Annotated in this window: 19 protein-coding genes, 1 other RNA gene and 1 pseudogene; 10 read left to right on the forward strand and 11 right to left on the reverse strand. The window is 58.1% G+C overall.

Going from position 1 to position 22,596, the window contains the following annotated elements:
- Nucleotides 1-10 precede the first annotated feature (10 nt).
- Nucleotides 11-1,486 (reverse strand): hypothetical protein, encoded by a 1,476-nt coding sequence (locus CAF90_RS18310; protein WP_072451316.1) that lies wholly within the window; start codon nucleotides 1,484-1,486, stop codon nucleotides 11-13.
- A 246-nt stretch (nucleotides 1,487-1,732) separates the two neighbouring features.
- Between CAF90_RS18310 and CAF90_RS18315 the strand changes: the two genes are divergently transcribed.
- The 5 genes from CAF90_RS18315 (at nucleotide 1,733) to CAF90_RS29760 (ending at nucleotide 7,519) form a co-directional block, all read left to right on the forward strand.
- Complete coding sequence (locus tag CAF90_RS18315) at nucleotides 1,733-3,073, forward strand: hypothetical protein (RefSeq protein WP_014719969.1); 1,341 nt, start codon at nucleotides 1,733-1,735, stop codon at nucleotides 3,071-3,073.
- A 1,469-nt stretch (nucleotides 3,074-4,542) separates the two neighbouring features.
- Entirely contained in the window at nucleotides 4,543-5,943 is a 1,401-nt protein-coding gene (locus tag CAF90_RS18325) for a YfjI family protein (protein WP_072451315.1), read from the forward strand.
- On the forward strand, nucleotides 5,936-6,289 hold the full coding sequence (locus CAF90_RS18330; protein WP_085608023.1) for a hypothetical protein: 354 nt from the start codon (nucleotides 5,936-5,938) through the stop codon (nucleotides 6,287-6,289). Before CAF90_RS18325 ends, CAF90_RS18330 begins: the two co-directional genes overlap by 8 nt.
- Nucleotides 6,273-7,253, forward strand: a complete 981-nt coding sequence (locus CAF90_RS18335) for an integrase domain-containing protein (protein ID WP_085608024.1) — start codon at nucleotides 6,273-6,275, stop codon at nucleotides 7,251-7,253. Before CAF90_RS18330 ends, CAF90_RS18335 begins: the two co-directional genes overlap by 17 nt.
- Nucleotides 7,250-7,519 (forward strand): hypothetical protein, encoded by a 270-nt coding sequence (locus CAF90_RS29760; RefSeq protein ID WP_072451312.1) that lies wholly within the window; start codon nucleotides 7,250-7,252, stop codon nucleotides 7,517-7,519. The genes CAF90_RS18335 and CAF90_RS29760 overlap by 4 nt, the downstream gene beginning before the upstream one ends.
- A 166-nt stretch (nucleotides 7,520-7,685) precedes the next feature.
- Here CAF90_RS29760 and CAF90_RS18345 read toward each other — a convergent pair.
- From CAF90_RS18345 to CAF90_RS18380, 8 genes and pseudogenes are all read right to left on the reverse strand, one after another.
- Nucleotides 7,686-8,941: pseudogene (locus tag CAF90_RS18345) on the reverse strand (integrase domain-containing protein).
- 186 nt (nucleotides 8,942-9,127) lie between these two features.
- Nucleotides 9,128-9,517: a transfer-messenger RNA gene (gene ssrA, locus CAF90_RS18350) on the reverse strand.
- A 95-nt stretch (nucleotides 9,518-9,612) separates the two neighbouring features.
- Nucleotides 9,613-9,891 carry a hypothetical protein gene (locus CAF90_RS18355; protein WP_007953788.1) on the reverse strand — a complete coding sequence of 93 codons (279 nt, stop codon included), beginning with the start codon at nucleotides 9,889-9,891 and terminating at the stop codon, nucleotides 9,613-9,615.
- Between the two features lie 130 nt (nucleotides 9,892-10,021).
- Entirely contained in the window at nucleotides 10,022-12,844 is a 2,823-nt protein-coding gene (locus CAF90_RS18360) for an FAD-binding and (Fe-S)-binding domain-containing protein (protein WP_085608025.1), read from the reverse strand.
- Nucleotides 12,841-13,512, reverse strand: a complete 672-nt coding sequence (locus tag CAF90_RS18365; RefSeq protein ID WP_085608026.1) for a lactate utilization protein C — start codon at nucleotides 13,510-13,512, stop codon at nucleotides 12,841-12,843. Before CAF90_RS18365 ends, CAF90_RS18360 begins: the two co-directional genes overlap by 4 nt.
- The gene (locus tag CAF90_RS18370; RefSeq protein WP_085608027.1) at nucleotides 13,512-14,966 is read right to left on the reverse strand and encodes a LutB/LldF family L-lactate oxidation iron-sulfur protein; all 1,455 of its coding nucleotides are present in this window, start codon (nucleotides 14,964-14,966) and stop codon (nucleotides 13,512-13,514) included. The genes CAF90_RS18365 and CAF90_RS18370 overlap by 1 nt, the downstream gene beginning before the upstream one ends.
- Nucleotides 14,963-15,787, reverse strand: coding sequence for a (Fe-S)-binding protein (locus tag CAF90_RS18375; RefSeq protein WP_085608028.1), 825 nt, complete (start codon nucleotides 15,785-15,787; stop codon nucleotides 14,963-14,965). Before CAF90_RS18375 ends, CAF90_RS18370 begins: the two co-directional genes overlap by 4 nt.
- Nucleotides 15,788-15,937: 150 nt before the next feature.
- Nucleotides 15,938-17,632, reverse strand: coding sequence for a lactate permease LctP family transporter (locus tag CAF90_RS18380; RefSeq protein ID WP_085608029.1), 1,695 nt, complete (start codon nucleotides 17,630-17,632; stop codon nucleotides 15,938-15,940).
- 262 nt (nucleotides 17,633-17,894) lie between these two features.
- Here CAF90_RS18380 and CAF90_RS18385 point away from each other — a divergent pair, with 262 nt between their 5' ends.
- Nucleotides 17,895-18,662, forward strand: coding sequence for an FCD domain-containing protein (locus CAF90_RS18385; RefSeq protein ID WP_007953782.1), 768 nt, complete (start codon nucleotides 17,895-17,897; stop codon nucleotides 18,660-18,662).
- 50 nt (nucleotides 18,663-18,712) lie between these two features.
- On the opposite strand, the gene smpB is transcribed toward CAF90_RS18385, so the two are convergent.
- The gene (smpB, locus tag CAF90_RS18390) at nucleotides 18,713-19,195 is read right to left on the reverse strand and encodes an SsrA-binding protein SmpB (RefSeq protein ID WP_007953781.1); all 483 of its coding nucleotides are present in this window, start codon (nucleotides 19,193-19,195) and stop codon (nucleotides 18,713-18,715) included.
- A 119-nt stretch (nucleotides 19,196-19,314) separates the two neighbouring features.
- Between smpB and CAF90_RS18395 the strand changes: the two genes are divergently transcribed.
- Genes CAF90_RS18395 through CAF90_RS18405 form a run of 3 tightly spaced genes read left to right on the forward strand, consistent with a single transcriptional unit; the run spans nucleotide 19,315 to nucleotide 21,467 of the window.
- Nucleotides 19,315-20,718, forward strand: a complete 1,404-nt coding sequence (locus CAF90_RS18395) for a sodium-dependent transporter (RefSeq protein WP_007953780.1) — start codon at nucleotides 19,315-19,317, stop codon at nucleotides 20,716-20,718.
- A 7-nt stretch (nucleotides 20,719-20,725) separates the two neighbouring features.
- On the forward strand, nucleotides 20,726-21,160 hold the full coding sequence (locus CAF90_RS18400) for a type II toxin-antitoxin system RatA family toxin (RefSeq protein WP_003221509.1): 435 nt from the start codon (nucleotides 20,726-20,728) through the stop codon (nucleotides 21,158-21,160).
- Nucleotides 21,153-21,467: an RnfH family protein gene (locus tag CAF90_RS18405; RefSeq protein ID WP_085608030.1), complete on the forward strand. Its 315-nt coding sequence runs from the start codon at nucleotides 21,153-21,155 to the stop codon at nucleotides 21,465-21,467. The genes CAF90_RS18400 and CAF90_RS18405 overlap by 8 nt, the downstream gene beginning before the upstream one ends.
- A gap of 61 nt (nucleotides 21,468-21,528) precedes the next feature.
- Here CAF90_RS18405 and CAF90_RS18410 read toward each other — a convergent pair whose 3' ends face one another.
- Nucleotides 21,529-22,056: an outer membrane protein assembly factor BamE gene (locus tag CAF90_RS18410; protein ID WP_007953775.1), complete on the reverse strand. Its 528-nt coding sequence runs from the start codon at nucleotides 22,054-22,056 to the stop codon at nucleotides 21,529-21,531.
- Nucleotides 22,057-22,153: 97 nt separating this feature from the next.
- Here CAF90_RS18410 and fur point away from each other — a divergent pair, with 97 nt between their 5' ends.
- Complete coding sequence (fur, locus tag CAF90_RS18415) at nucleotides 22,154-22,558, forward strand: ferric iron uptake transcriptional regulator (protein ID WP_007953774.1); 405 nt, start codon at nucleotides 22,154-22,156, stop codon at nucleotides 22,556-22,558.
- The last annotated feature ends 38 nt before the right edge of the window (nucleotides 22,559-22,596 follow it).

Raw genomic sequence — 22,596 nt, forward strand, 5'->3', positions numbered from 1 at the left:
TTCCTGTTGATTAGGCCAATGGCTCGACCCTGGGCTTTACTAGCGTTTTGATGCTTCCACCAAAATCTTTCTGCACGCCGTCACGAACCACGCGCACTTCTCTTACCCCTTGGCTGGTGTCGCTGAGGAGCTCATGCTGCAAAGGATTGAATTCGACAACCATTCCCTTCAATTCAGTCTTTTTTAGCTTTCGCATGCGCGCCAATAGCAACGCCGTTTGCGCGATTTCGGCGTAGCCGGCGGCGGCGCTGATGACATTGGAAGCAGTAACTGGGTCAGAGATTTCCAACATGGGCGCAACAGTGCGCCTCAATGCGTGCATTGAAGGTTCAGTGTTTAAGACTTCAATGAGCAGTTCACCAATCATCTGGTCTTCGGTATTGCCGACCTTGTGAACTGTCCGGCGACTGCTACTGACCGAGCCACCGGTGATCCACCATTGGCGTACATCCGGGTCCAGCTCTAAGGCTTCTCCAAAGTGGTTGGTTAGCTCTTTGAGCATTTGAGCTTTCGACTGGTACATCGTGTGGATCAGATCCAAAAGCGTACTGTCGGTTTTACCTTGGCCGGCGAGGACCAGAGCAGCTTCTCGCAAGCACATGTTCAATGCCGGGCGCATCCTGGATGAGGACAGGTAGTGGATCCAGCGCGCGCGGCCCAGCAATGCTTTTGCACGCGGCAGTAGTTGGTAGGTATCAGCTAGCATGGCGTGAGAAAAGCGCAGCTCGATAATTCTGAGCAGGATGTCTACGCCGTCATCGACGATGTTGAACAGCAGTGACTCTTCGACTTCTCTCAGGTCACCGATAAGAAGGGCACTTATCCATTTGGCTAATGCTTCACCGGGCTGGTCGCCCAGTTCGAAGCTTCTGCTACGCATCACCTCAACCCAGCCGGAACTGATCCTTCGGGCTTTGCGAAGTCTCGACTCCGAGTTTGCAATTTCCATAAGGCTATCGAGTGCGGTGGTGTGTGCCGTTAGAGCTTTTGCTGCTGTTGAATGGCTGTTGAGCACCAGTTCGATGAGCTGCTTGCGTGCCTTTTCAGCAGTCTCCAGGGCAACGGATTCGGCCAGTACATAGTCTGCCCGATCAGAGGTGCGAAGTTGCGCGAGGCTGTGTGCTGCGTAGAACTTGCCATCGCCGTCCAGGGTGGATGACTCAAGGGCAGGAAGTGTGGCTGCATGGATGGTGCTTGCCAGCATCTTGAAGATACTGCTCTCGCGGCCGCGGGCAACAGCTGAAAGTCTGCCGAGTAACGCCAGAACAAGGAGACCGGATTCCGGGCTTTCATCTTCAGTTTTAGCGAGCTGTTCAACTTTCTGCAGAATGAGGTCCAGCCCTCCCTCTTTGATCATGGCCTGTATCTGTTGCCGCGCCATGCTCTGGGTTAAGACGTTGTCCAGTTCGATTAGGGATCGCGCGGTGCCGATCTCATTCAACCGCACATTCGTTTGGCTCTTGGTGTTCTTTTCCTCACGATCCATCGCGACCTCATTGCCATGTCAATAACAAGCTTTCGGGAGTCAGCAGTAGTGCTAGCTTCTAATTGGTGTACCGCATGTTCTGGACCGGGCACGGGTGATGCTCGTCTGAGCATACAAAGGTCAGAGGCAATGCGCCATTACAGAGATCGAATATTGCAGTTTTGTGCGGTAGGGTAGGGAAGGCTGCGTCGCGCAATCACGGAAGACGCTCTGCTCCGTATGAGTCCAACTGCTAATGGTTTCTCAATGACACGAAAAAATACCGGATTGCTGGTTCGCTTCGATGAGTCGCGTCGGGCGGATGTAATCAAATGGAAAATCGGAGAAGGCTTTGAATCATTCTCCGATGCGCTGAGTGTGACTGACTGGGACGTTGGCCAATTCAGCACCGCGCTGCTTTCGTTTTCGGAAGCCACCATTGATTACATATGTCTGGCCAAAAAGGGTAATCAGGTTGTCACCTCGAAAAGTCGTGTGGAGTTTTCATCGGTACTGGATCTTGAGTCGATAAGAATTTCAGAGATCGAAGCTGTTTTACCCACGGTCGTACATCGATATTTCATTAAGGCTTCCCAAGGCATCGGTGGGGCGATACCGCCCAAAACGTGGGGGGCAGCAATCGACGTCGTGAAAGAGCTACGGCCTCACCTTGTACCAGAAATAGAGCGAATCCTTTCCCTGCAACGGTTTTCGGGTATGCGTTTTCATGGCAGCGTCGCCGAGATCCAGATTCAGGAGCGAGAGGCGCTGGGTATATCGTTGGATATCTTCTCGGGTAGCAACAAGCTTCGAAATCGCGTACTCAGCGAGTGGGCCCCGCCTGCCGAGGCGGTGTCTGATCTTGACGAGGAAAACCAGTCGGCAATTTTGTTGGCATTGCCCACGTCTAGTCCGTCGTTCCTCAGTGGAATTTCGACCCGGTATATTCAGGAAGAATCTGCGATCCAGCACGATCTTTTCACATGGCCAGGCGATGCGCCTGTTCATGCCGGAGGTATCTCGGTCTTTGAGCAAGGAGGCCGAAAGCTTTCCGTTATTTACGCTAATCGGAATGCGCTCGAGCATACGCTAGGTGTTGACCTGATTTATTACAACGAGCTGTTTGACCTATTCGTACTCGTTCAATACAAGATCATGAAGGACGAAGGCGGCGTGATGGTCTACCGACCCGATGGGCAACTTTCGGAAGAGTTGGCACGAATGGATACGTTCAGGGATGTGGCCAAAAATACGGCCCCGTTGGCGTCTCATGAAGCCCATAGACTAAGCGACGACGGTTTCATGGTGAAGATGGTGCCCAACACGGGACTGATGCCAGCTTCTGGCGAGCTTATAAAGGGGATGTATCTCTCACGAGAGTACATGAACTTCTTGATCAGCACTGCCGGCCCCAAAGGTCCTCGAGGGGGAAGCCAGATCACCTTCGAGAATGCCCCAAGGTACCTGACCAACACTGAGTTTTCCTCGTTGGTTCATGCGGGGTGGATTGGGACTCAGGGGACTGGTACGTCCATGATCAAGAGCTTAATAGAAAGCTTTTACACAACTGGTCGTGCCCTGCTCATCGCCCACGAAACAAAAAAGTAAGTGAATCGTTCCTGGTTTCGTAGACAGTTATCAGCCTCAGTCTTTTGGCCGGTTGGCGTCGTAGGTCGAGCTTCAGCTAATGGCCGAATCCTGTCCGTCGCCACCGAGGTCTGCAGCCGATCACTGAGTACTATGCAGTGCCTTCCGCTAAAGGTTGTCCGGGTATGTGAACGCCCTGGGGCAACGAGTTTGGCCCAATGATTGCGGACGGCGTTCATTGTGCTGAGGTTTAGCTCGATGCTCGTCACTACCGTTATGGTGAGCCCTGGCGCAGAACCGATAACGTCATCGCCCGGAGGATCCCCAAGAAGCGTTCGAGGCCGGTTTTTTACTGCGGCTGCAGCAGACGCTGATCATGCTGCGTGAGGCTTCTTCTTCCCAATCAACCGGCATTGATACTTGAGGCACTATTGAAGTTTAGGATTTTGCTTTTCCCGCCAAACCCTCCGATCAAGCGATCTTTGATCGCGCTGATCGGAGGGTTCAACTGATTTGCTCAGGGCCACCGCGTTCCACGTTCTCATCCCATGTCTAATTAGCGCCGCGCCTTCAGTTCCCGTCAGCAATTGTCCTCTATCTCTAGTAATCGAAGTGCTGCTCAAATGTCAGAGCTGATCTTCTCGTGCGGCTATGGCTATAGGGGTGGCGACACCGGCGACAACGGCGACAACGCACGTAGAGCGCGGACTGGAGCATGGCGACAAAAGTGGCGACAGTCGCCACTTTCTGAGCGCATTGGCCGTGACGCTTGACCGCCTTTTCGAGTAGGTATAAAAATTGGCGCACGGATCGCTGTCGTTGACAGCACCAGCCCAGGTAGCCAGAACCTTGAAGGCTACGCCACTCGCGTGGTGGTTCTTCCCCAAGTGCGATTAGCGTCCGGCGGCTCGCACGGTCACTCCCCAAGAGTGATGGATGCCTACTCGACCAATCTGCCCACTGCGGCAGACGATGGACCTACGTCGCTGCATTGCAGCAACCTCACCTCTTGGCACACTTCGCTGCGCCAGACCTCGCCCGTCTCTTTCTCCAGGAAAGAGACGGGCGCTCATACCACTGCTGCAAGCCACGACGTACAAGGCGTTGCCGCAACTCTCCGCGTGACAATCGGCCTGACAAATCCGATTCGTCGCCATCCACAACAACACAGGCACCGGTGCCGCAGCCTATGGAAAGGCTGCACCTGACTGACAGTCAGGCATGCCCCAGGTGTCGATGTTGTTGCCTTCTCTCACCCAGGATATCCAGGTGCCGAACTCGTCAGTCGGCACAGCCTCCACCCGCCCGCATCTTCGGATGCGTTTAGGAGGCCAGATTCATGGGTTTATGCCCTTGCTCTCGGTCGTAATGAGCCGTTCGTTCCGCGTCAGTGAACACCTCACAGGCCGCAGGGGCCTTGATCCCTGATAACACTCAACAGCCGTGGCGGGACTACGTGAGGACAACCAGCAATGACGAGGAGACGGCCCATGCAGCAGTTAGATCCGAAGCTTGAGCTACCACAACTACCTCGACCGCTGATTGAGTCGAATCCCGTGGCCCAGCCTTATCCGGTGCAGGCACTGGGTGGGATTCTTGGGCCTGCAGTCGAACGCATGGCTGAGGTCATCGGGGTGCCCCAGGCATTGGCTGCACAATCGGTGCTGGCTGCTTCGGCGCTGGCCACTCAAGGTCATGCGGGCTTACAGCTCGATGGGAGAAATTATCCGCTGTCGCTGTACCTGATCACCGTGGCCGCATCCGGCGATCGCAAAACGGCGGCAGATCGATTTGCATTGCTGCCCGCACGGCAATGGGAGCGTGAGCAGTGGCAGCGCTATCGCGAACAACTCGCCCGGTACCGTGTCGCGCAGCGACAGGCGCAGCGTATCAACCCTGGCGATCCCAACCCCACAAACGGCGTACCGCTTGAAGCGGAGCCCTCAGCACCTAGGCTGATCACCACGGATCCGACTATCGAGGCCCTGATCAAGGGACTCTGCCATGACTTGCCGAGCATGGGCCTGTTCTGTGACGAGGGGGGACAATTCCTCGGTAGCAGCACCATGAGTCGGGATAACCGTTTGAAAGCGGTTACGACCTTGTCGTCACTCTGGGACGGCAGTCCGATAGATCGCGCGCGGTCCATGGTGGGTGAAAGCTTGCGAGCTTACGATCGACGCTTAAGCCTGCACCTGATGCTGCAACCGTATCTAGCCATGCAGTTACTCAGTGACCCGTTGCTGCAGGGGCAAGGCATTCTCGGTCGCTGCCTCATGACCTGGCCCACCAGCCTGGCCGGACAACGCAGTTACCAGGCTGTCGACTTGTCAAAAGACCCCGCTCTAAAGCGATATCACCACCGTCTTTCGGCCCTGTTTCATCAGCCTTGGTCGCTTTCCGCTGACGGTGCCTTGCGGCTGTCACCGCTGAGCCTCAGTCCATTGGCTCGTCGTCGCTGGATTGATCTGCATGATGCCATCGAGGCCCAGTTGGGTGAGTTTGGCGAGTTGGCAAGCGTACGGCCTAGCGGATCGAAGGCCGCCGACAACCTGCTGCGCGTCGCCGGCAATCTGGCAGTAGTGGAGGAGAGCAGCGTCGTGGAGGTCGATCATATCCAACGGGCCTCGGCCTTAGTCGGCTACTACCTCACCGAGATCCAGCGCCTGACCGAGCAGGAACCGATGTGCAGGGTAAAAGAGGAGGCAGACAGGCTGCTGCGCTGGCTGCAGGTCAAAGATTGGAAGCGCTTTAGTATTCGAGACCTGAACCGCAACGGCCCCCGCTTTGCCCGTAAAAGCAGTCGCCATGCCACCAAGCTGTTAGTCGAGTTGCTTGATCATCAGTGGCTGATCACCGACGGCCACACCTTCGAGGTGCGCCATGTTTAATCTTGATGAAGCACTGCGCAACCACTTAGCTCAACGTCACAATGAGCCGAAAGTGCGGTTTGTCGCCGCGAGTGTCGCCACTTTGTCGCCACGCTCAAAACCAGGTAGGACAAGGGTTGTCGCCGCTGTCGCCGATGTCGCCACCGATCGTAAAACTATCACCTCGACGACAGCCATTATCCAGTGGTTAGAAAAGGAGGGGGCGCATCTCTACGTCGTCGACAACACGCTGTGTTTTCGCCCTACTGATTGGGCCCAGTTCGCCATCGTAGGCGCACACTGGCGAGCGCTTCAACATGAGCTCGCTGCAGTCGATCAGGAACAGAAAAATGGCTCGCGTCGGTAAGCGAGCGGGGCGCAATTTCGGCTTCGGTCGCCAGCTCAGCTATGCCGGACCGCAAGCCTTGAAAGATCTATTTGGCGACGGCCATTTTGCTACCGTCAAAGCCCATAGCGATCGCTGGCAAGCATTCGTGCATTGGTGTCGATTCGAGGAAGGGCCGAGGCTAAATGACGCGCGACAGATCGACCGCGAGATCCTCATGCGGTACGCCGCCTATATGCGGGAGCAAGTGGACCAGGGCAACGTTGGCATCGCCACCGCGCAGAACCGACTGTCCAGTGTGAACCGAACGATGGCTGCGCTGCGCGGTGATCAGTACGTCAAAATCCCCAGTCCGAGCAAGGCGCTGGGTTTGCAGCGCTCAAGCGTGCGCGGGGAGTTCCCGCAAGGCCAAGATCGTGCTCAGATTGAGTTGATCGCACGCGCACTGTCAGAGCGGGGTCAGCAACGAGTGGCCGCAATTGTGCACCTGGCCCGGGAGACTGGTATGCGTCTGCGTGAAGCGATCTTGGCGGACCTGCCCCGACTGCAACGTGAGGCCGAGCAACTGGGCAAGATCAACATCCAGGACGGCACCAAAGGCGGTCGATCAGGCGCGTCAGCGCCGCGTTGGATCGCGGTCACTGATCAAATCCGTGGCGCCTTGGATAGGGCCTGGGAGGCTTCACCCAGTCGCAGTCGGAACCTGTTGACCCCCAATGAGAGCTACAAAGAGTTTATGCAGTCAGTTGTGCGACCGGCACGGGACATCTTGCACGAGCATGGATTGAAAGGCTTTCATGAGCTGCGGGCGGCTTACGCCTGTGAGCGCTATGAGCAACTGACTGGCTTGAATACACCCCTCAATGGCGGTCGTGTTCATCGAGACGATCGAGAGCTTGATCAGCATGCACGACAGCAGATCAGCCACGAGCTGGGACATAACCGCATCGATGTAGTGAGTGCCTACATCGGAGGTCGGCGATGACGTCCGAGTTCGACATAGCGTTGTTTCTGAGCCCTGTGCTCAAAGGTGCGCATGCCACGCGGCAGCGGCACATCAGGCAAGCAGAAAGGATGCACGAGGTGATTCGTGAACGCTGGGGTTGCGCGACGCCCTGGTCCTGGAGAGAAAAGCACGTGAGATGGTTTCTGGAGCACTATTTGCGGCGCTCAGCTCCAGCTACCATCTACTACTACGAGTTAACAGCAGGGTTGATTCGTCGTAGAAAGGCAAAAGTCGTGGTTGCCTGATAGATCTTTAAGCGTGAGCCCCTGAGTATGGGAATGCGGAGCCTTCCCATACTCAGAGGCTTGGCTGAAAAAGCGCAGGCATACCAGAGATCTGGCAACTGTCGTCACTCTTCTCGCCCTACTACACGACACGGATCGTAGCCGGTGGCGCACCCCTTTTGGATATTCAGCGAATCGGTACGACGTTGCGATCTCTAGTTTGATTGATGGCCGATGCCGACAGGCTGCCGGTGGCCGCCTTCTGGATATGTTCACTCCACCAAGCCATCATCGGACGCCGGCGTTCGATGTAATCCGTCCGGTTGTAGGCGCTACGAACTTCGTCCTTGTCGACATGCGCCAGTGCGACCTCGATCAGCTCCGGATCCCAGCCATGCTCATTCAGGATGGTGCTCGCCATCGAGCGCAAGCCGTGGCTGACTAGACGGTCCTGAAAGCCCATGCGCTTCAACGCCATGTTGGCGGTCTGGCTATTGGCATGGGTGCGGGGATTTCTATCTGAGGGGAACACGTACTCTCTGTTACTACTGAGTTGCTTGAGCGTCTCCAGTAACGAAAGTGCCTGATCGGTAAGAGGGATTGTGTGCGGCCGACGCTTTTTCATACGCTCTGGCGGAATGGTCCAAATGCGCTTGTCGAAGTCGATATCTGCCCATCGTGTGGTGGCTGCTTCGGCAGGGCGGGTCATCGTGTGCAGTTGCCATTCGATCAGGCAGCGGGTCGTGCGCTTGATGCTGGCATTCGCGATTTCCATCATGAGCTCGGGAAGCTCCTCAGGTGGTAGCGCAGCCATGTTCTCTTTCTTGGGTTTCTTGAATACCGCCCGAATTCCATTGAGGGGGTTCGCAAGTATCAGCCCGGAGTTGACCCCGTAGGTCATGATCTCGTTGAGTCGTTGGCTCAATCGTTTCACGGTTTCGAGGCTCCCTTTGGCCTCGATTGGACGAAGGATCTTGATAACCATCGGAGCAGTGATTTGAGAGAGTGGCGTTGTTTTCATGCTTGGGAAAACATGAAGCGTCAGCGATCTCCAAATGTCTTCGGCGTAGGCTTTGGTTACGGAGTCTTTCTTCAGCTCGAACCAGGCCGTGGCCACCTTCTCGAAAGTGTGTTCACTCTCAGCAAGTTTGGCTCGCCTTACCTCATCACGCTGGGTTTTGGGATCAATGCCCAAAGCGAGCAACTCACGCGCCTCTGCGGCTTTCTTTCGAGCGTTGGCTAGCGATAGGTCGGGGTATGGACCAAGCGCCATGTTGATACGGCTTCTGATCAACGGCTCGCGGTAATTGAAATTCCACATCATCGAGCCGCTGGGCGTACTCGAAGTTGCAAGCCATCGCCGTCGCTGAGGACGAAGTCTTTACCAGTTGCCTTGACTGCCTTCAGCTGGCGATCGGAAAGGCGGGTTGCGTTAGTAGGCATGGGGGCTACCTCCAGCACCGTTTTGGTATCCTGAAAATAGCATTTGGCAGTCCGGGATACCACCTGGGATACCAAGGCGCCTGGAACTCAGAAACCCTGCAAAGCTCCCAAAAGCGCTGAAACCCCTGTATTTACTGGATTTTAGACACAAAAAAAGACGTCCGTGGACGTCTTTAGATGTTGAAGTGGTGGAGCCGGGGGGATTTGAACCCCCGTCCGCCAGTACTCCGCTGTCGGTACTACATGCGTAGCCGTGTCTATTAAGTTAACCCTCAGCGACCCGACGGGCAGGGTGCTTTGGGCGAGTTGTGTAAGTTTTAGCCGCTTCGTCCACAACGTACTGCACGGCGATTCTGTTCTATATGACAATCATTTTGGGTTTACAGACATCCCCTGATGATTGCTGGACCCGAAGGTACCAGGAGTGCATGTCAGCTGCAATTAAGCAGCGAGAGCAGCACCGTATTGGTCGTCATTGGCAACTATAAGAAGTTGCAACAGTGGATTTACGACTTCTGTTACCAAGTCGGCATGCACCTAGAGTTTCGCAACCGGCGTCGAATCCTAAACGGCCCCGAGCCTGGTGCTCTGTGTATCTTGTGAGCAACAAGCCTGCGCAGTGTACGCCAAACGGCTCACAAGGCCAACCCGAAGGTTGGCCTGAGCTTCGATCAGTTGTTGGTTCCGCTGGTTTTGCGGATTTCCAGAATGGTTTGCTGGGTTTCCGCCACGCATTCGTCGATCTTGCCCTGGGCCTTGAGTGCCTGGGCCTTTTGCACACTGGCTTCTACCCGTTGATTCAGGTCGGGTGAGGCCATTGCCTGGGCCTTGGCGTTGTTGATGGTTTGCAGATTGGCATCGCACAAATCGGCGGGCTTGTCGGCGGCGAACGAAGCAGACGCCATCATCGAGGCAGTAACGAACAGACCTAACAGTACAGAACGTTTCATATGAATCTCCTTGAACTGAGGGATCCAGACTTCGCTGGCCGTCAGGACGGGCAACCGAATGGAGGACAAGCCCCGATTGTTCGGGGCCTGTTCTGTGGACTGCGGTCGCTCGCAAGGGTTCTATTTTTCTTCAGAGGGCGGTTGCGGGGGCTTTGGCCCGGGTCACCCGGTCCACCAGATATACCAGGCCGTGGTAGTCGATTCCGCCGTGTTGCGTCAGACCGATCTCGCAGGTGCGGCTGGTGGAAATCCCTTCGCTGCATTGTTGCACCGCATCCTTGAGCGTTCGCAGTGAGTGGCTGTTGAGCTCCGGCGTGGTGAAACCCTTGTCGCCGGCGAAACCACAGCAGTGAATGCCTTCCGGGATCACAACGTTCTTGCTGCATTTGCGCGCCAGGTCGATCAGCGCCTGGCTTTCCCCAAGGTGCTGAGTGCTGCAGGTCACGTGAACGGCAATCGGTGCTTCCTGCGGCGTGAAATCCAGACGATCCATCAGGTGCGTACGGATGAATCGCACAGGGTCATACAGATCCAGGCGAACATTTCCCACATCCTGCAACAGCCGCAACGTGCAGGGGCTGGTATCGCAATAGATCGGATCGAGCCCGCCACGACTGGCCTGGAGCAATGCGCCGATCAGCTCCTGACGCTTGTGTTCGGCCTGTTCGGCATAGCCCTTGGACGCGAAGGGCTGACCGCAGCAGAGGTTGTCCAGATTGTCCGGGAACACCACCTGATAACCGGCCTTTTCCAGCAGACCGCGGGTTTTGTCGTACAGCGACATCTGCTCCTTGTCGCCCGCCGCCGGCCCCATCACCCGCGATACACAGGCCGCCAGATACACGACGCGCGGGCGTTCGTCCGACACAGCCAGACTGAAGCGAATGGCTTTTTCCGGCTGCGGCATCGCGTGGGTCCACAGCGGCACCTGACCTTTGGACAGCCTCGTCAGGGTGGCCGACAGCTTCGCCAGACGCGGTGCACCCAACAGCATCCGCGCACCGTTGGCCACATGCAGGGTGAAACGCGCACCTTGCAGGGTGGTGGCGAAATTTCCTTCGATCAAGTTGGCGGTTTTCGTATGGGTGGCGTGACGGCCGCGAAGCTTTTTCACCAGCTCGCCGGTGTTGATGCCTACAGGGCAGCGTTGCGCACATAAGCCGGTCGCGGCGCAGGTATCGATGCCTTGGTAGTCGTAGGCTTTTTCCAGTTCGGTGGTGTCGATTCCGGCGCGCTTTCGCGCCTGAATATCGCGCCAGATCACGATGCGCTGGCGCGGGCTCAGGGTCAGGCCTTTCGAGGGGCAGACCGGCTCGCAGAAACCGCACTCGATGCATTTATCCACAATTTCGTCCGCCGCCGGCAGCGGTTTCAGGTGCTTGAGGTGGATCTGCGGGTCTTCGCTCAGCACCACGTCCGGATTGAGAATGCCGTTGGGGTCGAGCAGGCGTTTGAGCTGCCACATCAATTGATAGGCGTCGGTGCCCCATTCGAGTTCGACGAAGGGCGCCATGTTGCGTCCGGTGCCGTGTTCCGCCTTCAGCGAACCGCCGAACTCCACGGCCACCAGTTGCGCCACGTCGTCCATGAACGCCTGATAGCGTGCGACTTCTTCCGCGCTGTTGAAGCCTTGGGTGAAGACGAAGTGCAGATTGCCTTCCAGCGCGTGTCCGAAAAGGATCGCTTCGTCGTAGTGATGTTTGTCGAACAGCTCGATCAGACGGTTCACGCCGATGGCCAGTTGCTCCACCGGGAAGGTGACGTCTTCGATGATCACCGTGGTGCCGGTCTTGCGCACGGCGCCGACGGCGGGGAAGGTGTCTTTGCGGATCGCCCAGAGGCGGGCGTTTTCGACCGGGTCTTCGGTGAAGTCGACCTGCTTTTCCACCGGGAAGGTGCTGAGCGACGCCATGATTTGCGCCAGTTGCTCCTGCAGCAAAGTGGAAGAGGCGGCGCGGGATTCGATCAACAACGCGCAGGCATTGTTCGACAGCTGCTGTACGAAAGCCGGCATGCCGGGTTTGTCCTGCACCGAGCGCAGGCTGCGGCGGTCTAGCAGTTCCACGGCGGAGACCGGTTGGCTTTTCAGCACGGTGACGGCGTTGCAGCAGGTTTCCACATCCGGGAAAACGATCAGCGCCGAGGCTTTGTTCGGGTGGTCGATCACCGTGTCGTAGGTCACCGCGCTGATGAAGCCGAGGGTGCCTTCGGAACCGACCAGCAAGTGGCTCAAGATATCCACAGGCTCATCGAAATCCACCAAGGCGTTGAGCGACAGGCCGGTGGTATTTTTCAGACGATATTTGTGGCGGATTCGCGCGGCGAGTTCGGCATTGGCGCGGGTCTCGCGGCCCAAAGTCGCCAGACGTTCCAGCAATTGACCGTGGCTGACTCGAAACGCCTCGACGCTGGAAGCATCTTCGGTATCCAGACGTGTGCCGTCGGCCAGCACCAGACGAATTCCCGCCAGTGTGTGATAGGTGTTTTGCGCAGTGCCGCAGCACATGCCGCTGGCGTTGTTGGCGACGATGCCGCCGATCTTGCAGGCGTTGATCGAGGCCGGATCCGGGCCGATCTTGCGTCCGAATGGCGCCAGCCATGCGTTGGCCTGGGCGCCGATCACGCCCGGTTGCAGGCGGATTTGCGTGCCTTGCCCGCGGATCTCCCGCGCGTTCCAGTTATCCCCAAGCACGATCAGCACCGAATCACTGATCGCCTGGCCGGACAGGCTGGTGCCAGCGGCGCGGAAGGTCACCGGGACCTGATCGCGCTGTGCCAGCTTCAATAGAGCCACCACTTCATCTTCGGACTCGACGCGGATCACCAGTTGCGGAATCAACCGGTAGAAGCTGGCATCGGTGCCGAAGGCTAGGGTCGACAGCGGATCGTCGAAGCGGCGCTCGGAAGGAATCAGCTGCTGCGCATCGCGCAGGAAAGTCGCCGGTAAGGTCATTGGTCCTCCAGGATCAACACCACCAGGTCTTTCGGGCCGTGGGCGCCGTAAGCCAGGACTTGTTCGATGTCGGCGGTCTTCGACGGGCCGGACACCAGCAATGCATTGGTCGGCATACCTTGCGCCCACTCGAATTCCTGCTGCACCTGATAGAAGTTGTCGCGGATCTGGCTGGCCTTGAGCAGGGCGAAATGCACCGGCGGTACCAGGCTCATCAGCCGTGGTTCTTCGCGGGTCGGCCAGAGAATCAGGCTGCCGGTCGCGGCAATCGCGCCGAGGGTGCCGGTCAGGCTGGCCGGGGTGTCGTTGAACAACTCGGCTTTCCACTCTTCCATCGGCCGGTCGTAGGACTTCAGCGCCGGCAGGTCAGGATTGTTCGCCCAGTGTTGTGTGATGCGCTGCCCGTGAGGTGTAGTCGGTGCGATCAGCAAGCTCGGCAACTGGCGGTCACGCAGCAATTGCGCCAGCAGCGCCGGCCACGCATCAGCGGAAGTCAGGTGGATTTCGGTGTGCACCGCTTCCATCAGTTTGCGCAGTTGCGGGATCCGTTGTTCGGTACTGTAGGTGTAAGGCTGGGTCACCAGATCGACATCGAAGTTGTCGGCAATCGGTGTGGTGCCTGTCAGACTTTTCCGTAACTTGCCGAGGATGTTTTGCTTGGCGCTCATCAACGGTCTCCTTGTTTGGCCAGGTGTTCGCGAGCCATGTCATGCAGTGAGCGGGCGGCGGGTTTCGGCGCGCTGTGATTCTGCGTCCACGGGCCGACATTGTTAGGCGCCAATGCGCGCAGGCGCGTGGCGAAAAACGCAAACAGTCGATACAGGGTCGGCGAGCTGTTGAGCTTCGCCCAGGCATTCCAGATGAAGCGTTCCTTGCGCGAATATTTGCTGCCCTGGCCGCGCATCACCTGATGCGGTGTGTCCGGCGCTTTGACGTTCTCTTCGCGTAGGCGGCGCAGCAGTGCGGGGATAGGAATTTTTACCGGGCACACTTCACCGCAGGCGCCGCATAACGAGGACGCACTCGGGTGATCCGGGACTTTCGCCAGACCGACCATGTGCGGGGTGATGATTTTGCCGATCGGGCCGGGGTAAACCTCGCCGTAGGTATGGCCGCCGACGCGGGTATAGACCGGGCAATGATTCATGCAGGCGCCGCATCGGATGCAGTTCAGCGTCTGGCGCAATTCACTGTCGGCGAAGGCCTGGCTGCGACCGTTGTCGAGCAACACCAGATGCACTTCCTGTGGGCCGTCGAGTTCGTGTTCCTTGCGCGGGCCGGAGATCATGTTGACGTAGGTGGTGATCGGAATGCCCAGCGCCGAGCGGGTCAGCAATGACAGCAGCGGCACCACGTCGCGCAGGTTTTCCACGACTTTTTCGATGCCGGTGACGGCGATGTGCACCGGCGGCACGGTGGTGGTCATGCGCCCGTTGCCTTCGTTTTCCACCAGCAGCAGGGTGCCGGTTTCGGCCACGGCGAAGTTGACACCGGAGACGCCGATGTCCGCTTCGAAGAATTTCTGCCGCAGGACCCTGCGACCGATCTGAATGAGTTGGTCAACGTCCTTGGTGTATTCCACGCCAAGTTTGTCGTGGAACAAGGACGCGACCTGACCGGCATTCTTGTGGATTGCCGGCATGATTATGTGTGAAGGCTTCTCGTGGTCGAGCTGGACGATGTACTCCCCCATGTCGGACTCCAGACATTCAATGTCCCGAGCCTCGAGGAAATGGTTCATCTCCATCTCTTCGCTGACCATCGATTTGCCCTTGATCACTTGCCGCGCCTCGTGAGCGCGGATGATCGAAAGGACGATGCCATTGGCCTCGTCCACCGTTTCCGCCCAGTGCACTGTCACACCGTTGCGGGTCAGGTTCTGTTCCAGTTGCTCGAGCAGGTCGGGCAACTTGGAGAGCGCGCGGGCACGGATTGCATTGCCCAGTTCACGCAGGTGTTCTCTTTCGTGGGCATCGCTGAAAGCCGCTGCCCGCTTGGTCATCAATGAATCCATCGCGGTGCGGAAGTTGTTCCGCAATTGCGAATCGCCCAGGGCGTTGTGTGCCCGGATGCGGAAATCTTCTTCTACGGCAACCGTAGGAATAATCGTGGAAGTGCTCATCGCGCACCTCCGGTTCGTTGCCAGAGGAAGCTCGCCAGGTGTTGCCCGCGCAGCGCTTCCTTCTGTTTTTCCAGCGAGCCGTTGATGTTCATCAAGCAGCCGCAGTCGGCACTGAGTACCTGATGCGCGCCGGATTCCTTCAACGCCCGGGTCTTGTCAGCCACCATCGCGCCGGAAATGTCTGGCATACGGACGCTGAATGTCCCACCGAAGCCACAGCATTCGCTTTCGTGATCGTGGTTGACCCGTTCCACGTTGCTCAACTGCGCCAACAACTCGCGGCCATGCAGGTGGGTGTTCATTTCCCGTCGCGCCGAACACGAGGTGTGCAGCGCCACTTTTACCGGCTCGCCGCTGTCCTTGAGCTGCACCTTGCAGACGAACAGCAGAAACTCGGCCAATTCATAGGTGCGGGCCGCGAGGGCCTGAACCTGTTTCAGCGTTTCCGGCTCGTCCTTGAACAAGTCGGCGTAATGCTCGCGGATCATTCCGGCGCAGGAACCCGACGGCACCACCACCGGATAATCCCCGGCAAACAGCGCCAGTTGCGAGCGCGCCACCGTCCGTGCCTGCTCGGTGTAACCCGAGGTGTAGGCCGGTTGTCCGCAGCAGCTCTGCCCTTGCGGGTAGTCGACCCGGATGCCTTCGCGTTCCAGCAAGTGGATCGCGTCCATCCCGGCTTCCGGGTAGAACAGGTCGACCACGCACGTGCCGAACAGGTAGACCCGCGACGGTTTCTCGCCGGGGTATTGCCGGGGTTCGGGCAGTGGCGGTGCGACGCGAGTGGCGTTGGGCACAGCGTTGTAAAAAAGCTCGCTCATCAGGCGTGTCTCCGGGTGGGCCCGGTTATCCGTCTGTTGAGGCTGCCGAATATAGAGCGCGTTGCTTTCAGCAGCCTTACAGACCGGGTTGTGAATTGCTGACGCCGGAATCACGAACCGGCGTCGGTTATTTCCATGTCGCTTGTAGTCTTAATGCACCAACATGCCGGTGAACCAGTAGGCCTGAGCCAAAGTGATCAGGCCGACGATCGTGGCAAAGAATAGGCTGTGCTTGAGGGTGAAGCGGAACAGATCGGATTCCTTGCCCACCAGACCGGTCGCGGCGCAGGCCACGGCGATCGATTGTGGCGAGATCATCTTGCCGGTCACGCCGCCGCTGGTATTGGCCGCCACCAGCAAGGTGTCGTTGACCCCGATCTGGTGCGCGGTGGTCGCTTGCAGCGAACTGAACAGGGCGTTGGACGAAGTATCGGAGCCGGTCAGGAACACGCCGAGCCAGCCGAGAAACGGCGAGAAGAACGGGAACGCTGCGCCAGTACCGGCCAGCACCAGAGCCATGGTCGAGGACATGCCGGAATAGTTGGTGACGAAGGCAAACGCCAGCACCATGCCGATCGACAGGATCGGCCAGCGCAGTTCGTAGAAGGTCTCTTTCAAAGTGGTCAGACCAGTTTTGAAATTGATCTTCAGCACCAGCATCGAGATCAGCGCGGAGAAGAAAATCGCCGTGCCGGTCGCGGAAATCGGGTCGAGTTTGAACACGGCCGGAATCGCGGTCGGAGCAGCAACAATCGGTGCGGTTTTGATCACCAGTTGATCGAGGTGCGGAATCGCGAAGTTGAACACCCAGGCGTACATCGAACCGCCGGCGGCGAACATGGCCTTGAAGGGCTTGAGGGTCCAGATGGTCACCAGCACGGTGAGGATCAGGAACGGCGACCACGCCTTGAAAATTTCCCCGAGGCTGTAAGGCGAAGCGACGGTGGTGCGCTTCTGGCCGAAACCACCGACGCTGGCAGTTACCACCGAAGCGGAAACAGCGCCGGCAATGTGCTGGCCGGCGGCACGTTTCGGCTGCCAGATTTTCAGGAACAGAGTCAGCGAAATCAGGCTGGCCAAGGCCGACGTGATGTCCGGCAGTTCCGGACCGATGAAGTTCGAGGTGAAGTATTGGGTGACGGCAAAGCTCAAGCCTGCGACCAGCGCCGCTGGCCAGGTTTCACGGACGCCACGCAGGCCGTCCATCATGAACACCAGCCAGAACGGCACGAACAGCGACAGCAGCGGCAGCTGGCGGCCGGTCATGGCGCCGATCTTGAACGCGTCGATGCCGGTGACTTGCCCGGCCACGATGATCGGAATCCCCAATGCGCCAAACGCAACCGGTGCGGTGTTGGCAATCAGGCACAGGCCGGCGGCGTACAGCGGGTTGAAGCCCAGGCCTACCAGCAGCGCAGCGGTAATCGCCACTGGCGCGCCGAAACCGGCGGCACCTTCCAGGAATGCACCGAAGCAGAAACCGATCAGCAGCACCTGCAGGCGCTGGTCGTCAGTGATCGACAGCACCGAGCTGCGGATGACCTCGAACTGACCACTCTTGACCGTCAGTTTGTACAGGAACACCGCCGCCACAATGATCCAGGCAATCGGCCACAGACCATAGGCGAAACCATATCCGGCGGCGGCGAACGCCATGTCGACCGGCATCTGGAACGCGAAGATCGCTACGGCGATGGCCAGGGCGAGCGTGATGCTGCCGGCCACATGACCTTTGAGGCGGAACACCGCCAGGGCGAGGAAGAAGAAAACGATGGGGATGACGGCCGCGAGTGCGGACACGCCGAGACTGCCGAGCGGGCTGTAGAGCTGTTGCCAGGTTTGCATATGGGGTGGCCCCTAATTGTTGTTGGTCAGGCACTGTCAGCGTTCTTGGTTAATTGGTAAGACCAATTTACAATCGCTGTTGGCTAGGGTAAAAGCCTTGATATCGGTGTGTCAATTTGCCGCCCTAAAACTTTTGTCGAATCACCGGTGCAGAGTTCGATCTGATCCGGTCGCCCAAGTGTCATCTGGCAGGTGTCGGCAACGCGCCGATAGGCCAGAATAGAGAGCCCGGCGAGCGGTCGGGATGGTGGAGAGTTGAGTGATGGGGTTTGATCAGATACGTCAGCGCCGTTTGTCTGACGACATTGTCGAGCGACTGGAGGGGATGATTCTCGAAGGCACGCTGAAGTCCGGCGAACGTCTGCCGGCCGAGCGGGCACTGGCGGAGCAGTTCGGCGTTTCCCGGCCCTCGTTGCGTGAGGCGATTCAGAAGCTTGCGGCCAAGGGCTTGCTGGTCAGCAAGCAGGGCGGCGGCAACTATGTCGTGGAAAGCCTCGGCTCGACGTTCAGTGATCCGCTGCTGCAATTGCTGGAAAGCAATCCCGAGGCGCAGCGCGATTTGCTGGAATTTCGTCACACGCTGGAGGCATCGTGTGCCTATTACGCAGCATTGCGCGCCACGGATGTGGATCGCGAACGACTGACGGCTGCGTTTGAAGAGTTACAGGACTGCTATTCGCGTCATGATGAAGTGAGCCGGGCGGAAGAGGGCGCGGCGGATGCGAAATTCCATCTGGCGATTGCCGAAGCCAGTCATAACGCGGTGTTGCTGCACACCATTCGCGGGCTGTTCGACCTGCTCAAGCGCAATGTGGTGACCAACATCGGCGGCATGTACAAGCAGCGCACGGAAACCCGCGACATGCTGATCACGCAGCATCGGGAATTGTATTTGGCGATTATCGAGGGGCGCGCGGAACAGGCGCGTGAGGTGTCCAGCCGACACATACTGTATGTGCAGGAAGTGCTGGAAGAGGTGCGGCAGGAAGTGCAACGCATGGCTCGCGCCGAGCGGCGCAAAGGGATGTAGGCATGACCGTTCCCGTGCCGGGCGCGGGAACGGTCATTCGGGCAGAAGAATCAGTCTTCCTTGCCCTTGTTGCGCACCGCACGCTGCAACTCGCGACCGGCGTCGCGTTCGCGTTCGGTATCACGCTTGTCGTATTCCTTCTTGCCCTTGCCCAGCGCGATCTCGCACTTGACCATGTGCTTGCTCCAGTACCAGGACAGGCACACGCAGGCGTAACCCTTTTGCTGCACGGCGGCGGCGAGCTTGTCCAGCTCGCGGCGGTTGAGCAGCAGCTTGCGGGTACGCACCGGGTCGGCAATGACGTGGGTGCTGGCGGTCATCAGAGGCGTGATGTGGCTGCCGAGCAACCAGGCTTCGCCATCCTTGAGCAACACGTAACTGTCGACCAGTTGCAGTTTGCTTGCCCGCAGACTTTTTACTTCCCAGCCGGCCAGGACCAGACCAGCCTCGAACTTGTGCTCGATGAAGTAATCGTGTCGCGCCTTTTTGTTTTGCGCGATGGTCCCTGTTGGGTGTTTCTTCTGTTTAGCCATAGGGGCGGCATTATATGGAGATAAACGGCTGTCGGCTACGGTGATGCTGCGTGCTTGAGCAGGTTGAGTGAATCCCGGACAATGCGGCCTCTTTTTCTAACGCTTGGGCGTGATAAACGATGTCGACAGACAAGGTTTCTGTCCACGGCAGTTGGGCTAGCCGCTGGGTTTTCATATTCGCCGCGACCGGTTCGGCCGTGGGATTGGGCAGCATCTGGAAATTCCCCTACATGGTCGGGGTCTACGGTGGCGGCGCCTTCGTGCTGATGTTTCTGGCGTGTATCGCGCTGATCGGCATCCCGGTGATGCTCGCCGAAACCCTGATCGGCCGGCGTGCCCGTCAGAGTCCGGCGAATGCCCTGAAGGTGCTGGCGCTGGAAGCCGGGCACTCTGGCAAATGGTCATGGGGCGCGTTCGCCGGGATGATCACGGCGTTGCTGATCCTGTCTTTCTATAGTGTGGTCGGCGGCTGGTCGCTGGATTACATCATTGATATGGGGCGCGGGGACTTCCAGGGCGCGACGGCCGATCAGGTCGGGGCGTACTTCGGTAATGTCATCGCCGATCCTTGGCGCATCACGCTGTGGCACACGGTTTTCATGCTGTTGTCGGCGGTGGTGATCGCCAAAGGCGTGGTTGCCGGGCTCGAGCGCAGCTTGCGGATCATGATGCCGCTGCTGTTCGTGATGGTCCTTGTCCTGCTGGGTTACAGCATGACCACCGGGCATTTCATGGAAGGCGTGCACTTCATGTTCGACTTCCACCCGGAAAAAGTCCTCGACGGCTTGCTGCCGGCCATGGGCCACGCGTTCTTCTCGCTGAGCGTGGGCGTGGGGTCGATCATGATCTACGGCGCCTACATGACCAAGGAAGCCTCGCTGTCCGGCACGGTCGTGGGAGTGGCGCTGCTTGATACCTTCGTTTCGCTGGTGGCCGGTCTGGCCTTGTTTCCGATTGTGTTCGCCGGCGGTTTGAACCCGAGCGAAGGCCCGGGGCTGATGTTCGTCAGTCTGCCATTTGCTTTCGGTAACGTGCTTTTCGGCCAGTTGATGGGCGTGGTGTTCTTCGTTCTGGTGGCCATTGCCGCCTGGAGCTCGGCGATTTCCCTGCTGGAGCCGATGGTCGCCTATCTGGTCGAGCGGACTAAAATCAGTCGTGCCTGGGTGACATTCTGGTTGGCGTTCACCTGCTGGTTCGTCGGCCTGGGCACGGTGTTTTCCTTCAATATCTGGAAGGAAGCCAAATTTTTCGTGAACGATGGCGGGGTGTTCCATCTCTACCAATGGGGTGCGGCCGGTGGCCTGGACTTCTTTGGCGTGATCGACTTCTTCACCTCGCGGATCATGTTGCCACTCGGCGGACTGTGCTTCGTGCTGTTTGCCGGTTGGGTGATGGGGCGTGAAGCGGTGCGTGACGAATTGTCGATTCGCAGCCCGGCGCTGTTCGCCCTGTCTCTGTTCTTGATGCGCTATGTGGCGCCCATCGGCATTCTTGTAGTGTTTGCCGCCCAGCTCTGGAAGTGACGCTTACATGACGACACATATTCAACGATCGGCGCTGCTGCCTTACCCGGCGCAATTTCTCTACGACCTGGTCAATGACGTGGCGCGCTACCCCGAGTTTTTGCCGTGGTGTTCGTCTGCTGAAGTCCTGGAAAGCTCGCCTGAGCATATGCGCGCCAGTGTCGGCGTGGCCAAGGGTGGCCTCAGTCAGCACTTCGTGACGCGCAACACGCTGGTGCCGGGGCAGTCGATCGAGATGAACCTGGAGGAGGGGCCGTTCAATCAGCTGCACGGCGTCTGGGTGTTCAAGGCGCTGAACGAGAAGGCCTGCAAGATCAGTCTGGATCTGTCCTTCGACTATGCCGGGCCGCTGGTCCGCGCGACGCTCGGTCCTTTGTTCAATCAGGCGGCCAATACATTAGTGGATGCGTTCTGCCAGCGTGCCAAGCAAATGCATGGTTGAGCCGGTGATCGAAATCGAAGTGGTGTATGCCGCCGTTGATCGTCAGGTGTTGCGTGTAATCAGCGTCGCCGAGGGTACGACGGTGCGTGCGGCGCTGATGGCGTCCGGGATTGATGCTGAATTTCCGGAGCTGGATCTGAAGAGCTGTCCTTTGGGGATCTTCGGCAAAGTGATTGCTGATCCGGATGCTCGACGGGTTCAGGAGGGCGATCGCATCGAGATCTATCGGCCACTGTTGGCTGATCCGAAAGAAGTGCGCCGTCTGCGTGCCGCCAAAGCTGCCGAGGCCAAGGCGCGAAATCAGTAAGCTGGCCAAACGGCAGGCAATAAAAAACCCGGTATTTCCGGGTTTTTTATTGCGTCGCAAATTATTGCGGCGAGGTGTCCAGCGGTTCTGGCGTCGGAACCGGAACGGTTTCCACACCATCGACGTCCTTCTGGATCTGATCCAGCAAGGAGCCTGGCTTGGCCGGTTTTTCCGGTTTCGGCTGCTCGACGTTTTCAGCAGGAGCGGTCACGCTGGTGCCACTGTCCTTGCCGAGAATGGCTTCGTCACGGCTGACGCCCGGCATGAAGTCACCGGACAGGCTGACAAGGCGGTCATTCGAGTCGAAAATGACACTCATGCGTTCCTGCTGGCGTTCACCGCCACCAGGTTGCAGGCTGTACAGATAATCCCAGCGGTTGGCATGGAACGTGTCGGCAAGCAGAGGGTTGCCCATGATAAACCGTACTTGCGGCCGGGTCATTCCCGGGCGTAACTGGTCTATCATGTCCTGCGTGACGACATTGCCCTGCTGGATGTCGATTTTGTAAACCCCGGGGAATGAACAACCGGCGAGTGCGAGCAGTCCCACAAAGGTGAAACTGGTTAGCAAGAGCTTGGTGTTTTGCATCGGTGGGCGACTTCCACTATCTTGGCTGGGACAACGTAAACGCCGATCATACCCGCATTAAGAGAAGCTGCGAAGCAGCATCGCGAGAAAGCTGACCATGGTTGAAAATAGCGAACTACGCAAAGCCGGCCTCAAAGTGACCCTGCCACGGGTCAAGATCCTGCAAATGCTCGACTCTACAGAGCAGCGTCACATGAGTGCCGAGGACGTCTACAAGGCGTTGATGGAAGCTGGCGAGGACGTCGGTCTGGCCACGGTTTACCGTGTTCTGACCCAGTTCGAAGCGGCTGGCCTCGTGGTCCGTCACAACTTCGACGGCGGCCACGCGGTATTCGAATTGGCCGACGGTGGCCACCACGACCATATGGTCAACGTGGAATCCGGTGAGGTTATCGAATTCGTCAGCACCGAAATCGAAAAACTCCAGAAGGCAATCGCCGAGGAGCACGGTGTCGAGTTGGTGGATCACAACCTGGTGCTGTACGTACGCAAGAAAAAGTAAGCATGTCGCGCGAATTTCAGGTTCGCGAAACGAGCGAA

Source organism: Pseudomonas sp. B37(2017) (genome assembly GCF_002112885.1).
In the GTDB taxonomy this organism is placed as follows: Bacteria; Pseudomonadota; Gammaproteobacteria; order Pseudomonadales; family Pseudomonadaceae; genus Aquipseudomonas; species Aquipseudomonas paraglycinae.